14 protein-coding genes and 1 tRNA gene are annotated in these 14619 nt (G+C 42.8%); 9 read left to right on the top strand and 6 right to left on the bottom strand.

The window, feature by feature from the left end; genetic code table 11:
* The 3 genes from rpoZ to ACO0KW_RS04185 are packed head-to-tail and all read right to left on the bottom strand — an operon-like array spanning position 1 to position 1805.
* Positions 1-204 carry a DNA-directed RNA polymerase subunit omega gene (gene rpoZ / locus ACO0KW_RS04175; protein WP_186924105.1) on the bottom strand — a complete coding sequence of 68 codons (204 nt, stop codon included), beginning with the start codon at positions 202-204 and terminating at the stop codon, positions 1-3.
* A 9-nt stretch (positions 205-213) separates the two neighbouring features.
* Positions 214-861, bottom strand: a complete 648-nt coding sequence (gene gmk / locus ACO0KW_RS04180) for a guanylate kinase (protein ID WP_423050938.1) — start codon at positions 859-861, stop codon at positions 214-216.
* Positions 862-902: 41 nt separating this feature from the next.
* A complete protein-coding gene (locus tag ACO0KW_RS04185; protein ID WP_423051961.1) occupies positions 903-1805 on the bottom strand; it encodes a YicC/YloC family endoribonuclease in 903 nt (300 codons plus the stop codon).
* 161 nt (positions 1806-1966) lie between these two features.
* Between ACO0KW_RS04185 and ACO0KW_RS04190 the strand changes: the two genes are divergently transcribed.
* From ACO0KW_RS04190 to ACO0KW_RS04230, 9 genes are all read left to right on the top strand, one after another.
* A complete protein-coding gene (locus ACO0KW_RS04190) occupies positions 1967-2980 on the top strand; it encodes a serine/threonine protein kinase (RefSeq protein WP_423050940.1) in 1014 nt (337 codons plus the stop codon).
* 74 nt (positions 2981-3054) lie between these two features.
* Entirely contained in the window at positions 3055-3990 is a 936-nt protein-coding gene (locus tag ACO0KW_RS04195) for a PP2C family protein-serine/threonine phosphatase (RefSeq protein ID WP_423050942.1), read from the top strand.
* Positions 3991-3994: 4 nt separating this feature from the next.
* Entirely contained in the window at positions 3995-4741 is a 747-nt protein-coding gene (gene rph / locus ACO0KW_RS04200) for a ribonuclease PH (protein ID WP_423050944.1), read from the top strand.
* A gap of 42 nt (positions 4742-4783) precedes the next feature.
* Positions 4784-5368 carry an RdgB/HAM1 family non-canonical purine NTP pyrophosphatase gene (gene rdgB / locus ACO0KW_RS04205; protein ID WP_423050946.1) on the top strand — a complete coding sequence of 195 codons (585 nt, stop codon included), beginning with the start codon at positions 4784-4786 and terminating at the stop codon, positions 5366-5368.
* Positions 5365-6639 carry a radical SAM family heme chaperone HemW gene (hemW, locus tag ACO0KW_RS04210; protein WP_423050947.1) on the top strand — a complete coding sequence of 425 codons (1275 nt, stop codon included), beginning with the start codon at positions 5365-5367 and terminating at the stop codon, positions 6637-6639. Before rdgB ends, hemW begins: the two co-directional genes overlap by 4 nt.
* 215 nt (positions 6640-6854) lie before the next feature.
* A complete protein-coding gene (locus tag ACO0KW_RS04215) occupies positions 6855-8036 on the top strand; it encodes an EAL and HDOD domain-containing protein (RefSeq protein ID WP_423050949.1) in 1182 nt (393 codons plus the stop codon).
* Positions 8036-10060 (top strand): putative bifunctional diguanylate cyclase/phosphodiesterase, encoded by a 2025-nt coding sequence (locus ACO0KW_RS04220; RefSeq protein ID WP_423050951.1) that lies wholly within the window; start codon positions 8036-8038, stop codon positions 10058-10060. Before ACO0KW_RS04215 ends, ACO0KW_RS04220 begins: the two co-directional genes overlap by 1 nt.
* A 126-nt stretch (positions 10061-10186) precedes the next feature.
* Positions 10187-10276, top strand: a tRNA-Ser gene (locus ACO0KW_RS04225).
* Positions 10277-10370: 94 nt separating this feature from the next.
* Positions 10371-11315 (top strand): patatin-like phospholipase family protein, encoded by a 945-nt coding sequence (locus tag ACO0KW_RS04230; RefSeq protein ID WP_423050953.1) that lies wholly within the window; start codon positions 10371-10373, stop codon positions 11313-11315.
* Positions 11316-11318: 3 nt separating this feature from the next.
* Here ACO0KW_RS04230 and ACO0KW_RS04235 read toward each other — a convergent pair whose 3' ends face one another.
* The 3 genes from ACO0KW_RS04235 to ACO0KW_RS04245 all read right to left on the bottom strand — a co-directional run bounded on the left by ACO0KW_RS04235 (position 11319) and on the right by ACO0KW_RS04245 (position 14525).
* Positions 11319-11834 (bottom strand): C40 family peptidase, encoded by a 516-nt coding sequence (locus ACO0KW_RS04235; RefSeq protein ID WP_423050955.1) that lies wholly within the window; start codon positions 11832-11834, stop codon positions 11319-11321.
* A 207-nt stretch (positions 11835-12041) separates the two neighbouring features.
* Positions 12042-13283: a polyhydroxyalkanoate depolymerase gene (locus tag ACO0KW_RS04240; protein ID WP_423050957.1), complete on the bottom strand. Its 1242-nt coding sequence runs from the start codon at positions 13281-13283 to the stop codon at positions 12042-12044.
* Between the two features lie 174 nt (positions 13284-13457).
* Positions 13458-14525, bottom strand: a complete 1068-nt coding sequence (locus ACO0KW_RS04245) for a response regulator (protein WP_423050960.1) — start codon at positions 14523-14525, stop codon at positions 13458-13460.
* Positions 14526-14619: the final 94 nt, after the last annotated feature.

Genomic DNA, 14619 nt, shown 5'->3' on the forward strand with positions numbered 1-14619 from the left:
TTAAAACGGGACTTTTTTCAACATTTCAATACCGATCTTTCCTTCGGCAATTTCACGCAAAGCAACAACCGTAGGCTTATTTTTTGCTTCTACTTTTGGGGTGTGACCTTGCAATAATTGACGTGCACGATAAGTCGCGCACAGAGTCAATTGAAAGCGATTCGGAATTTGTTTGAGAGAGTCTTCAACGGTGATGCGAGCCATGATGTTTCCTTAGAACGTGGTATTTAGTTGTATGCCTAACTGGGCAAAAAGTGCAGTATTGCGCACAGTTTGTTGAGAGGTCCGGCAGCGAGTAGCTTTTACGATAGCACTCAAGTCTGATAACGCTAAATCGAAATCTTGGTTGATGATAACATATTCGAACTCTGGAGCGTGCGCCATTTCGCCCCCAGCAGCCAAAATCCTTCTGGTAATGACCTCCTTTGAGTCTTGCCCGCGCTTGTTTAAGCGTTCTTCTAAAGCCTCGATTGAAGGCGGAAGAATGAAAATGCTGGCAACATAGGAAAATTGCTTTTTAACTTGTTGTGCCCCTTGCCAGTCAATTTCCAGTAAAACATCGGTGCCTGCCCGCATTGCTTCTTGAATTAAAACCTTTGAAGTTCCGTAGTAATTGCCATGAACTTCGGCAAATTCAATAAATTCACCACGGTTTTTGCGTTTTAGAAATTCGTCGGCAGAGATGAAATGGTATTCGCGACCATTTTCTTCTCCCGGGCGTGGGGGGCGAGTGGTGAAAGAAATAGACAATTTGAGTTTTGGTTCTAGCTTTAATAGTCCATTGACGAGGGATGATTTTCCAGCGCCGGAAGGTGCGGAAACCATAAAAAGACTGCCAGAAGTAGAGGTGCTGGATGGCATATCAACTCACAAATAAAATAGATAAAAAAGAGATTGAAAGCTTATTCGAGATTTTGGACTTGTTCACGCATTTGTTCTATTAGCAACTTTAACTCCATCGATGCATCCGCGAGTTCTTTGAGTGCGGCTTTAGAGCCTAAGGTGTTTGCTTCACGATTTAATTCTTGCATCATAAAATCAAGACGTTTGCCTACCTGTCCACCTTTCTTTAGGATGTGACGAGTTTCAGTCAAATGCCCTGAAAGTCTGGCTAATTCTTCATTAACATCAATCTTAATACCATACATGGTCACTTCTTGACGAATTCGGTCTAATACTTCATCTCGTGAAATGCTAGGGGCGGTGCTGAGTTCAGGTTTGTCTATCGCTAAACCTAGGGCTTCCTCGAGTCGGTTAATCGATTTTTGTTGAAATTGTTGCAGTACTATAGGTAATAATGGCGTGATTCTTAAAACAATTGCATCCATTTCATCAACGCAACGCAGTAATACGCTCGCCAGTGCAGCACCCTCACGCTCTCTGCTAGCAATAAATTCTCTTATAGTACTCTCGATAACGGCATTGATTGTTTCTTGCAAATGTTCTGAACTGATTTCAGACTCTTCTATCACTCCAGGCCAACGTAAAAGATCGTTGACGCTAAAATCAGCAGCACTAGGGAAGTGCGTCTTCAATGTGGCCTGAAAATCCTTTAGCTGCGCCAATACATTTTGATTCAGGCTTTTTTGTTTATCGTCACCTGTTTTTTTGCCAAAACTAAAGCGACATTCCACTTTGCCACGCGCTAATTTTTTGGTTAGCGCATCACGAAATAAGGGCTCGATTGCACGGAATTCGTCATTGATGCGAAATTGTAGATCGAGAAAGCGCGAATTGACACTCTTTACTTCTATCGTTATTGTGCCATTGTCAGTCTCTTTGGTGCTGGTAGCGTAGCCAGTCATGCTAAAAATGCTCAATTGAATTCCTTTGTTTCGTTGTGATTATGCGAATCGTTGTTTGTTTGATTAACTATTTGCTTTGCAAACACCAATGCGACAAAAGTGACACTGTACAATGCATAAAATAATTCATCAGCTATTTTCAAAGTGGGACCACATTTATTATGGCAGCACAAAATAACGCACCATTGCCGGACGGCTTAGAAATAGCCGGATACCGTATTGTAAAGAAAATTGCCTCTGGTGGCTTTAGTATTGTTTATCTCGCGTCCGATGAAGATGGAAATGCGGTTGCCATTAAAGAATATTTGCCGAGTTCATTGGCGTTACGCCAGACTGGCGAATTGGTTCCTGCGATTTCCGCGGAAAATTTCCCTGTCTATCGTATCGGCTTAAAGTGTTTTTTTGAGGAAGGCAGAGCTTTAGCTCGAATCTCCCATCCGAACGTCGTCAGCGTTATCAATTTTTTTCGTGCCAATGAAACTGTCTACATGGTCATGGCGTATGAATCAGGGAGGTCATTGCAAGAGCATATTTTGCGTCGCCGCGATAAAGGGGAGAAGCCTCTGGTATCTGAGCGGTTTATTCGTAAAATGTTTAATTTGGTGATGAATGGTTTGCGAGAGGTGCATACCAATAAACTGTTACATTTGGATCTCAAGCCTGCCAATATTTATCTGCGTATGGATGGTACACCGATACTGCTCGATTTTGGTGCGGCCCGACAAACTTTGAAGACGGATATGCCGAAGTTGTACCCGATGTATACGCCAGGATTCGCCGCGCCTGAACTGTACGTAAAGAATAGTAATCTCGGGCCATGGACGGATATTTATAGCATTGGTGCGTCGATGTTTGCTTGTATGGTCGGAGCGCCACCACAACCTGCCGATCAGCGCAAAACCAACGATAAAATGGAAGCGCATTATAAGAAACTAGAGGGAACGTATTCCTCGGAATTGATCGATGTTGTGCGAATGTGTTTGAAGTTGGATCCGATGGAGCGTCCACAAAGTGTTTTTGCACTACAAAAGGCACTGACCGTGAAAGCACAACCGCAACGTGAAATAGGATTTTTTGAGCGAGCTAAATTGAAGATTTCCGCTCTTGTTGGAAAGAATGCTAAGGAATCGGAAGATAAGGATTTTACGACGATACAGGAAGATACGATTTCTTAAATCATTCTCAGAAAAGCCTTTCGTTACTCCATCTGCATTTTTGAAGTTAATTTATACTTGAAATAATACAATTTATGCGCTTTTCAGTCTATCAAGAAAGTCATATCGGCGGGCGTAAAGTCAACCAGGATCGCATGGGTTATAGCTTTACCCGTGATGCCATTTTATTGCTACTGGCCGATGGCATGGGCGGTCACATCATGGGTGAGATGGCTGCGACAATTGCAATGCAAACCATCGGCAGTCTATTTCAAAAGCAAGCGCATCCGATGATCGATAAACCCGAACGATTCCTGGAAAAGGGCTTCTTATCCGCACATAACGAAATACATCGTTTTCGCGAATTAAAAAATCTACCGGAAACACCTCGTACTACGATCGTTGCCTGTTTAATTCAAAATGGTAGTGCTTACTGGGCTCACTGTGGCGATTCAAGGTTATATTGGATGCGTGATGGGCAAATTCTATTGCGCACCAAAGATCATTCGCGTTTGGAAACTTTAATTGAGCAAGGAAAAGTTGATCCATCCGAGCGCAACACGCATCCGGATCGAAATAAATTGTTCAATTGCCTGGGGGCGCCAAATGCTCCCATTGTTGAGCTTTCGCGCCGCGCGACTTTGCAAGCGGGTGATTTGATTATGATGTGCTCCGATGGTTTATGGGGTGTGTTGCCCGATCACATGTTGGCGCAACGTTTGCATGAGCAAACTATCGTACGAGCGATCCCCGAATTGGTACGCTCCGCGGTTGAAATTGCTGGTCGTCAGGGTGACAATGCCACTGCATTAGCGATGATGTGGGAGGGCAATGATATCCTTGAAAACTCTTCCATTGTTTCGACCAACACCTTACCGATAGGTTCGATCGCTACGACGATACAAGTTCCCATGGATGGTGAAGAGGAGGACGCTGAATCGGATATCTTCAATGACGAAGAAATCGAAAAAGCGATCGATGAAATTCGTAATGCGATTCATAATTCAACCAAATTAACTAATAAAAGCTAAATTTATGTCAGATGTATTCGTTGGAAAACGTCCAAGTGGACGTGCTGCAAATGCTTTGCGCCAAATTAATTTTACCCGTCAATTTACAAAACATGCAGAAGGATCTGTACTAGTCGAATTCGGGGATACTAAAGTGATCTGCACAGCGTCGATTGAAGACAAAGTGCCCGGTTTTTTGAAGGGTAAAGGTCAGGGTTGGTTGACTGCGGAATACGGTATGTTGCCACGATCTACACATACCAGAATGGATAGGGAGGCGGCCAAAGGAAAACAATCTGGCCGGACCCAAGAAATCCAGCGACTGATTGGACGCTCTTTGCGCGCTGCATTTGATTTGGAAAGCTTCGGTGAGCGTACGTTGCATTTAGATTGCGATGTTATTCAGGCTGATGGCGGCACTCGTACAGCAGCCATTTCCGGTGCGATGGTAGCCGCGTATGATGCTTTTTCAAAATTACAGGTGCAGGGCGCAATTATGGAGATTCCTGTAAAACAATTCTTGGCCGCGATTTCGGTTGGAGTTTTTAAAGGAGTTCCGGTTCTGGATTTAGATTATCTGGAGGATTCCGACTGCGACACCGATATGAATGTCGTGATGGATCAAAATGGACACTTCATTGAAGTGCAAGGTACAGCAGAAGGTATGGCATTTGACCGGGGTACTTTAAATCAATTATTAGATTTAGCGCAGGGTGGCATACAAGACATTATTGCGAAACAAAAACAGGTGTTAGGTTTGACAGTAATTTGATGTTGGTTTGACGCATACTTGAATGCACATTAGACAAAAAACATGAAGCAAAAGATCGTATTAGCCTCAAATAATGCTGGCAAGCTCAGAGAATTTCAACAGCTATTTTCTCCATTGGGGATGGATTTACATGCCCAAGCAGAATTGGGAGTGCCGGATGCACCAGAACCTTTTTTCACCTTTGTGGAAAACGCTTTAGCAAAGGCGCGTCATGCCGCTAGTCTCACCGGCTTGCCAGCGATTGCTGATGATTCTGGTATTTGTGTGAATGCTTTGGGTGGCGCGCCTGGAGTTTTCTCTGCACGTTATGCGGGAGAGCCAAAGTCGGATCAGCGTAATAATGAAAAACTTATTGAGTCCTTGCTAGATAAGGCAGATCGCTCTGCCTACTATTATTGCGTACTGGTTTATGTGCGTTCGGAGAGTGACCCGCAGCCAGTGATTGCCGATGGTCGTTGGTATGGCGAGATTATTCACAGTTCAAGAGGTGAGGGCGGGTTTGGTTATGATCCTTATTTTTATCTAGCTGAACTCAAGAAAACGGTCGCAGAATTAAGCCCTGAACAAAAAAATACCTTGTCACATCGAGCGCAAGCCTTACAAGAATTACTCAAGAAATTAAGATGATCCCAATTAAGCCTATACCTGTCACCTCAAATGCAATAGGCGAGGCTGGGCAACGCAGGCAGAACAAACAAACTGCACTCAGCGAGATACCTGCCCAAGTACAGCAGAATTATCTGAGTCCGGGGTCAATCAATTTGCAGTCGTTACCGCCACTGTCTTTGTACATCCATTTTCCTTGGTGTGTAAAGAAGTGTCCCTACTGCGATTTTAATTCGCATGAAGTTAAAAATCAGTTTGATGAAAATGCCTACCTAGACGCGGTCAGAACTGATTTGGAGTTGGCATTGCCGATGATTTGGGGCCGGAAAATTTATACAATTTTCATCGGCGGTGGTACGCCCAGTTTGATGTCGGCGGCGGGACTAGATCGACTATTATCAGATGTGCGAACCTTGTTGCCGATAGATTCTTCTGCTGAAATTACGATGGAAGCCAATCCAGGAACTTTTGAGGCTGAGAAGTTCAAAAAATATCGATTAAGTGGAATCAATCGCCTATCGATCGGTATTCAGAGCTTTAATTCGCGCCATTTGTCAGCTTTGGGTCGTATTCATAATGGTGATGAAGCACAACGTGCGATCGCCATCGCACAAGAGAATTTTGAGAATTTCAATCTCGACTTAATGTTTGCTCTGCCGCAGCAAACTTTAGCGGAAGCGATGTCCGATGTGGAAATGGCATTGCGTTTCAATCCCAATCATTTATCTCTGTATCACTTGACGTTGGAGCCAAACACTTATTTCGCGAAATTTCCCCCAGCGATTCCTGACGATGATTTGAGTGCTGAAATGCAAGATCAAATTCAAGACAGAATGGCGTCTGCTGGCTATGAGCACTATGAAGTATCAGCATTTGCCAAGCCTGGCAAAGCATCGCGCCATAATTTGAATTATTGGAATTTTGGTGACTACCTAGGGGTGGGCGCTGGAGCACATTCCAAACTATCATTTCCAAATCGTATTATCCGGCAGATGCGTCACAAGCAGCCAAAGATGTACATGGAAAGTGCTAAATCAGGCAACTTGCTTCAAGAAAGTTATGAAATAGCGAAAGATGAATTGGCATTCGAATTTATGTTGAATGCCTTGCGATTGAATCAGGGTTTCGACACAGCACTTTTTTACGAGCGTACTGGTTTATTGCTTAACTCCATCGAATCTGCACTCAATCAAGCTGAAACACGGGGATTATTATTCCGAGATCATCTCAAAATCCGTCCCACTGAATTCGGGCGTCGATTTTTGAATGACTTGCAACAAATGTTCTTGTAGATGTGCTGTGTGCGGCGTTCGAATTATTCACGTTTTTACCGCAAATTTGCCTAATTTTCGTTCGATTCATGTCTTGCATTTCCCACATGATCAACATTTCAATCGCTATGGTTCAAATGCACTTGCAATTGTGTAAATTCCAACTTACTATCAGGATATAAATTGCTTTAGAGCACTTGATTATAAAAACTTAGATGATGGGGAATGTGGATTTAATGATTCCAATTGCTACTTTATTGCCAATCGTAAATGGGCAGCAAAAAATACTTGGTTTGATGCCGAGCTTTCTTGAAGATAATGATGAGCAGTGCCTGCTTTTACTAACTTATTTGAGCCAAATTGGTTTTTTTGAAAAGCTCGCACCTCTCCTATTTTTTGCGCCAATCGACACTCCCTCGAATTTACCTCTCGATTTTGAAACACGTGATTATGCAAAGTCGCTCATCTTGTGTGTACGTGAATCGCATTGTGAGTCTAAGGAAGTACAACAAAGATTGAAGCACTTGCATCAGTCTGGTGTTCGGCTGATGATCGATGATTTTAATTCTAAAGCACAGTTGTTGTGGCCAGACACACGAGGAATTGCGGTTAATTGTGAATCGGGTGTGCCTTCTCATGTACAGCCGTGGATATTTAGCCTCCAGCATAGCCAGCACTTGGCGAAAAATTTGCATTCAGTACAAAGTTTCGAGCTTGCACATAATGCGGGCTTTAGCTTGTTTTCGGGGAATTTTGCATTTTCTCCCACGAATCAAGCACGAACTGCAGATCCGACAGCAAGATCGCGCCTTTTAAAATTATTGGGTTTGGTGTCTAAAGATGCTGATGCGAAAGAGCTGGAAAATTTGTTTAAGCAAGATCCAGCCTTGTCTTTTATGTTGTTTAAATTGGTCAGTTCTGCAGCATTTGCGCAGACGGTGAAAGTGAATAGTTTTGTTCAGGCGATTAACTTACTCGGTCGCCGTCAGTTACAACGATGGTTGCAACTTTTGTTGTACGCGCGCCAGAATGGGCAGGGTACTAGCCTTAATCCATTAATGCTCAGAGCTGCTTTTAGAGCCAGTATGATGGAAGAAATTTGTCGTCAACACGGCGGAGATCGAGATGCGCAAGATTCAGCCTTCATGGTCGGAATGTTTTCTTTATTGGATTTGCTGTTTGCCTGTCCATTGTGGGAAATATTAAAGCCTTTAAGTTTGACAGATGAGGTGCGTGACGCATTGTTGGATAGGCGCGGTTCGTTGGGGAATTGTTTGCGATTAGTTGAGCTGGCGGATCGGCCTATCTCGCAGGCTTGTGAAGCCGCTATTCAAACTGCAGATCTGAGTGCCGAAACTTATTTCGAAACTATGGTCCAGGCATACTGCTGGGTTAACCAAGTTTGTCAGGATATGTAATGTATCCGTTATTTGAATTGCAAAACGATGTTTCTCTTGGTGTGGAACTCTCCGAAGCAATTTTTTGCTACAGTGATAGTGATTTGGCGGGCGCATTAAATCGCGTCGTTAAATTAATTTTTGAAGATAGCGATATTGAGTTTACTCAATATTTACCCACGCTCACTGCCGGTACAATTTGTCAGCAAATTTGCGCGGAAAACTATTATGTGCTTTCAGGAAAACAAGGGAAAATTTCCGAAGTAGATCTCGCAAAGCTCAATTATCTTACTTCAATTACTGCAAAATTATTTTCTTCTCGATTAGCTTTGTATTCGCGATTCGACGCCGCGATTCGTGCGCAATCAATCCACACTCAAATATTAGATCAAATTCATGAGTCAGTGATCACGATGGATCTAGCGGGTTTTATATTGAGTTGGAATTTAGGCGCGGAGAAGTTGTTTGGTTATTCAGCAAATGAGGCGATAGGTCAAAATATACTTTTTCTGTATGAGCAAAACGATGCAGACGATGAATTAAGGAGTGACATTTTTCTCGAACACGGTGGGCGAGAAATGGAAGTTCGTCGACGTAAGAAAAGTGGTGAGATATTTTGGGCTAGTCTGAGTCTGTCAATGTTGTGCGATGAAATGTCTCAGCCGATTGGCATGATTGGCTATTTGAGTGACATCACGGACCGCAAGCGTTCAGAAGAGAAAATTAATCATTTAGCTTATTACGATCCGTTAACAGATTTGCCTAATCGTACATTGTTTAAAAAATTGGTCGACAATAATCTACAGCAAAGTCAAAGAAACGATGCGTCGGTTTCTGTGATGTTCATCGACCTTAATCGCTTTAAACCGATCAATGACTCCTTGGGTCATCGAATCGGCGATCTTTTGTTGCAACAGGTTGCCGACCGCTTTCGATCGACATTGCGGGAGAACGATGTCATTGCACGACTCGGAAGTGATGAATTTGCCGTCGCCCTGCAAGACATAAAGCAACATTTCCACACAGGCTTGGTGGCGCAAAAAATGTTGGCAACATTGGAGCCGGTTTTTCAGATTGACGGACATGAGCTCAGGTTGGGGGCTAGCGTAGGAATCAGTATTTATCCACAAGATGGTATTGATGCTGAAGAGCTTTTGCAAAAAGCTGACATTGCGATGTTTAAGGCAAAACGGCAAAATGAAAAATCTAGCGGTAACTATGCGTTCTATGATGTCGAAATGAATCGTATGATTTCTGGGCGTCTGTATCTGGAATCAGGGATGCGTAGGGCGTTGCAAAGGAATGAATTCTTTTTATTGTACCAACCGAAAGTCGATATATATAGCGGCGAGGTTTTAGGTGCAGAGGCACTGATTCGTTGGGCTCATCCGCAAGATGGTGTGATATCTCCTTTGGAATTTATTCCCGTTGCGGAAGAAACAAATTTAATCCTACAAATTGACGCTTGGGTATTAGACGCAGCTTGTGCTCAAGCGAAGATTTGGCAAGATGCAGGAATTTTGCCGTTTCGAATTGCTGTGAATGTCTCCGCGAAAGAATTTACAACATCGCTCCCAGAACGTGTAGCGTTGGCTCTCATAAAACATCAGATTTCTTCCTCTTGGTTAGAGCTCGAAATTACAGAAAGTATGTTGATGCAAAATGCCGATGGTGTCGTCAAAATCATGGCAGAGATTACAGCACAAGGGGTTAAATTAGCATTAGATGATTTTGGTACGGGATTTTCTAGCTTGTCATATCTAAAACGGTTTCCGATTGATACCTTGAAAATTGATCGTTCGTTTATTCAGGGAATTCCTGATGATGTTGATGATTGTGCGATTGCTAGCGCCATTATTAGCATGGCGAAGCAGATGAAGCATAGAGTGATCGCAGAAGGAGTTGAGAATCGCGAGCAGTTCGGATTTTTACAGAAGATGGGGTGCGATGAAATACAAGGGTATTTATTTTCGAGGCCATTGGAGGTCGAAAAATTTTCAGGTTTGATTTCCAAAAAATTTAGCCTCCCAACATTTGATGACTGAAGTTATTTCTTTTATTTTTTCTTACGATCTTCAAAAACATCACCCAATTTTCCAAAAATCAGATATAATTTTTGGCTTAGAAGATTGGTTGCGAAAGTGGCTGATTTTTTATCAAAAGCTAAAGACGGAAGTGTGGCCGAGCGGTTGAAGGCACTAGTCTTGAAAACTAGCGAGGGTGAGAGCCCTTCGTGAGTTCGAATCTCACCGCTTCCGCCAATTTAGCTATTTTTTCTCAATAGAGAACACCCTCTTTCCTTAGTGCAGTCTGTGCTGGAAACGATCATTTTACTTCCCCATTATCATAAAAACTATGCGTACTTTGTTCGCTTATTTTTCTCGCCCTTTTTCCCTGATATTGATTTGTGCCGCTTCGCTTGTGGGGTGTGCGAGCTCCGTTCCTTTGAGTACTCCCACAGTGAAGCCAATAGCCAAACCAGAGTTGTCAGTGGTGCAAAAATCGATTCGCCCGGTAAAAATTGGCTTGGCTTTAGGGGGCGGCGCGGCTAGAGGTTTTGCGCATATTGGTGTTATCAAGGTGTTAGAGGCGCAGGGTATAGTACCTGATTTGGTGGTCGGCACCAGTGCCGGTAGTGTGGTCGGTGCGATGTATGCAGCCGGTAATAACGGATTTGCTTTGCAAAAAATGGCTTTAGAAATGGATGAGGCGACAATTTCGGATTGGTCATTACCCTTTTTCTCGAAAAGTAGCGGTGTTTTGAAAGGCGAAGCCTTGCAAAATTATGTCAATAAGATGGTTGGGCAGTCTTCGATTGAAAAACTTAAGAAGCCATTTGGCGCAGTTGCCACAGATTTGAATACTGGGACACCAATTCTGTTTCAGCGTGGGAATACTGGCTTAGCGGTACGTGCTTCTTCATCGGTGCCGGGCGTATTTCAACCAGTGAAAATTAACGAACGCTATTATGTAGACGGTGGATTGGTCTCGCCTGTTCCAGTTCGTTTTGCGCGTGAAATGGGGGCGGATATTGTAATTGCCGTGAATATTTCTTCTGCTCCTGAGGGGCAGGCTGCAACGAGTTCTTTGGAGGTGTTGATGCAGACCTTTACCATTATGGGGCAAAGTTTGAATCAATTCGAACTGAAGAATGCTGACGTGGTGATTAAGCCAGACCTCCCGACTATGAAGGGAAGTGACTTTAATGGTCGCAATTTGGCTATATTGGCTGGTGAAAAGGCTGCATTGGCGCTGATCCCTGAACTTAAAGAAAAAATCCGCGCTTTTCAAGAAAAATAGATCTTAATTCTTGATTTCTTCTTCGTTGATTCTACGTGCGCCGTTGAAACGTTTTTTCCAATACGTAACATTCATGCTTTCGATCCGAACTTTGCCACCCGCTGATGGTGCATGGATGAACTTGCTATCACCTAAATAAATCCCTACATGGGAAAAACTCTTTTTCAGGGTATTAAAAAATACTAAATCACCTGGTTTGATATCTTTACTGTCAATTCGATCACCTTTGCCGCTAATTTCTTTCGCCGTTCTTGGCAATTCAGTTTCGTTCGAATTTTTGAAGACAAATCTCACGAAGCCACTGCAGTCAAGTCCGTTCTCTGGTGTGTCGCCACCGCGTTTGTATTTAATGCCTAGTAAGCTCATGGCATTGATTGTAAGATCTGAAGTGCGATCTCGTAATTCTTTGAACGCAGAAAACGTCTTTGAATTTTCAGTGTGTGTCTCTGTTTGTGCGAGTGCAACTTGCCAGTAGAGACACAATCCTAAAAATACTAAAACAGGCCTGATTTTTTTCATGAATTTTCAAAAAATGATCTGATATTTCGACTAGCTTTGACGAGTAAAATCGTCAACTTGATCGATTATGCTTGCTCAGTCTTGTTTTATGGAAAGGGTCGAGTATAACTGAATTAGATCATGCAGCCAATTTTGGGCACTTGAAAATGAAAAAGAGCGGAAAAATCCGCTCTTTTGATACTCTAATGCTATTGCCCTTAAGATAATTTAGGCGTGTTCGTTCATAAAAGCAATTACTTTTGGACAAACAATATCACGCCATTTGCGGCCTGAGAAAATGCCATAGTGGCCACAGCCTGGCGCGACGAAATCTTGTTTCATGGAGGGGGGAATGTTATAGCATAAGTCATGCGCAGCTTGCGTTTGACCTGGCCCCGAGATATCGTCAAGCTCACCCTCAACAGTGAACAATGCGACGGTTTTGATGTCTTGTGGGCGAACTAATTTGCCTTCAACTTCCCAAGTTCCCCTCGGTAAACTGAATTCTTGGAATACTGTCTTGATTGTTTCTAAATAGTATTCCGCAGGTAAATCCAACACGGCATTGTATTCGTCATAGAACTTGCGATGCTGTTCTGCAGATTCATCATCACCTTGCACAAGATGCTGATAAAAATCCCAATGGCTTTGTGCGTGGCGATCTGGATTCATGGCGACAAAACCAGCATGTTGCAAGAAACCTGGATATACCTTGCGACCAAATCCAGGGTAATTAGCCGGCACATTGTAGATAACCGAATTTTCAAACCAAGAGAATTTTTTCTCTGTTGCAAGTGTATTCACTTGCGTCGGCGATTTGCGACCATCGATCGGGCCACCCATCATAGTCATCGTCTTTGGTAAAGCAGGGTCATTCTCACTTGCCATTAATGAAATTGCCGCCAAAACGGGAACTGTTGGTTGGCACACTGAAATAACATGCAAGTTTGGTGCTAATTGACGGATAAATTCCTGCACATAGTAGATATAATCGTGTAGATGAAATGGTCCAGCTGACAGCGGCACCATCCGAGCATCAATCCAGTCGGTGATATAAATATCATGTGTTGGCAACAAACTGCGCACAGTATCACGCAAGAGGGTAGCATGGTGACCTGACAATGGTGCGACAATCAAAACCCGCGGCTGTTCCAATTTCGCTGATTTACGTTTTGTTTCAGGAAAATTTTTCTTGAAATTAATCAGCTTACAAAATGGTTTGGAAACGGTAATTTCTTCAACAATCTCGATGGTTTCTTCACCAATTTTTGTGAATTGAATATTGAATTCTGGTTTCTCATATTCTTTTCCTAAGCGATAAACAAGCTCGTAAGCTGCCGCCATACGCTGAGAATAAGGAGTGTAAGCCAATGGTGAGATCGGGTTCGCAAATAATTTGGACGAAGCTTCAGCCCACTTAGTAAGCGGGGTCAAAAACGAGCGATTTAATTCATGGAATTGATAAAGCATGTTCGCATTTTCCTGGTGATTGACGGAATTGCTTTCCGATTGTCAGGATTTTGTGGATACCTGCAATGGACAACGATATTTCCTAGTATAACGCTAAATTATTGCACTGCGTCATAAATATATTTTAAGTTACAATGATTAATAAATAGGTTGTTATATTCATTTTTCATTGTGCTATTTATCTGTACCAGGAGAGCGTAATTGTGAAATTGCTTGATCAAAATCATATTGATTGATGCTTGCGGACAGGAGAGAGGCGTGCTGATGTCCAAATGCTTGTTCGAAGCTCAGCCTGTGTTCGTCGAAATAATCGATGGCATCGGTGCTAGCAGATTCTAATAGTTTTACTAGTGATTCAACCAGAAAGTGCAGTTCTTCCGGTGTACTGGAAGCAGCATCGGTTTTAATTGGGGCCGGACCTTGTGAAGTAAAAAATTGGCGAATCTCGTCAAGAGACATACGCAATAGGTTTGATATCGAAAGTAGGTAGACATTAGCATTCGTCATCGGGGACTGACCGTCCGGAACTGAATCTAAGCTCACTTCATACTCTTCTATGAGATCGGCTAATTGTGATGCTCCTATCGTGCCACTGACGCCTTTCAGCGTATGAATCATTCGTTTAAATTCAGTCGTGTGAAAATCGACTCCTTCAAGGTCACTTAATTTGAATAAAGTGTCTGTCTGAGACACTTGAAATCGTCGAAGCAACTGCAAATAAAGGCTTATATTGTTGCCTGATAGTTGAACACCACGTTGGCTATCGATTGTGTTGAAGTTGAAACACGGCATCTCATCGTCAGAATTATTCACATCGACCTTATTGTTCGTAGTAAATGCTTGCTCGCGAATTCCGTTACTCCATCTATGAATAATTTTGTACAAAGCAGTTGGATCAAATGGCTTACTAATGTAATCCTGCATTCCTTCTTGTGCGCAACGAACTTTGGTATTTTCTTGCGTATGTGCTGTCATCGCTATGATAGGAATATGTTCAAACTGAGGATTCTTGCGTATTTCGATTGTCGCTTGATGACCATCAAGCACTGGCATTTCGAGATCCATCAAAATTAATTGATAAAAATCGTTAGGCTTTGCATACAATTCTTTCAGCGTTTCTTGTCCGTTGTTTGTGGCCGTAACTGCGTAGCCCGCTTCATTCAGTAGTTCAACCACAATTTCTTGGTTGAAATCGTTGTCTTCGGCCAGAAGTATATGGTGGGTTGTTGGGGCTGTAGTCAATTTATTTGCACTCGAATTGCATGATCTATGAAGAAGTCAGTTTCAACGTAAGGTCAATAAGACGTTTTAGAAATCTGCTCAAACAAAGTATGAA

The sequence above is a fragment of the Undibacterium sp. Ji22W genome (genome assembly GCF_049340305.1).
Classification (GTDB): domain Bacteria; phylum Pseudomonadota; class Gammaproteobacteria; order Burkholderiales; family Burkholderiaceae_D; genus Undibacterium.

What these genes read in the sequence shown, in the direction of transcription:
- rpoZ (WP_186924105.1), bottom strand. Translation starts at nt 204, where the DNA reads ATGGCTCGCATCACCGTTGAAGACTCTCTCAAACAAATTCCGAATCGC.
- ACO0KW_RS04195 (WP_423050942.1), top strand. Translation starts at nt 3,055, where the DNA reads ATGCGCTTTTCAGTCTATCAAGAAAGTCATATCGGCGGGCGTAAAGTC.
- rph (WP_423050944.1), top strand. Translation starts at nt 3,995, where the DNA reads ATGTCAGATGTATTCGTTGGAAAACGTCCAAGTGGACGTGCTGCAAAT.
- ACO0KW_RS04185 (WP_423051961.1), bottom strand. Translation starts at nt 1,805, where the DNA reads ATGACTGGCTACGCTACCAGCACCAAAGAGACTGACAATGGCACAATA.
- hemW (WP_423050947.1), top strand. Translation starts at nt 5,365, where the DNA reads ATGATCCCAATTAAGCCTATACCTGTCACCTCAAATGCAATAGGCGAG.
- gmk (WP_423050938.1), bottom strand. Translation starts at nt 861, where the DNA reads ATGCCATCCAGCACCTCTACTTCTGGCAGTCTTTTTATGGTTTCCGCA.
- ACO0KW_RS04230 (WP_423050953.1), top strand. Translation starts at nt 10,371, where the DNA reads ATGCGTACTTTGTTCGCTTATTTTTCTCGCCCTTTTTCCCTGATATTG.
- ACO0KW_RS04220 (WP_423050951.1), top strand. Translation starts at nt 8,036, where the DNA reads ATGTATCCGTTATTTGAATTGCAAAACGATGTTTCTCTTGGTGTGGAA.
- ACO0KW_RS04240 (WP_423050957.1), bottom strand. Translation starts at nt 13,283, where the DNA reads ATGCTTTATCAATTCCATGAATTAAATCGCTCGTTTTTGACCCCGCTT.
- rdgB (WP_423050946.1), top strand. Translation starts at nt 4,784, where the DNA reads ATGAAGCAAAAGATCGTATTAGCCTCAAATAATGCTGGCAAGCTCAGA.
- ACO0KW_RS04235 (WP_423050955.1), bottom strand. Translation starts at nt 11,834, where the DNA reads ATGAAAAAAATCAGGCCTGTTTTAGTATTTTTAGGATTGTGTCTCTAC.
- ACO0KW_RS04190 (WP_423050940.1), top strand. Translation starts at nt 1,967, where the DNA reads ATGGCAGCACAAAATAACGCACCATTGCCGGACGGCTTAGAAATAGCC.
- ACO0KW_RS04215 (WP_423050949.1), top strand. Translation starts at nt 6,855, where the DNA reads ATGATTCCAATTGCTACTTTATTGCCAATCGTAAATGGGCAGCAAAAA.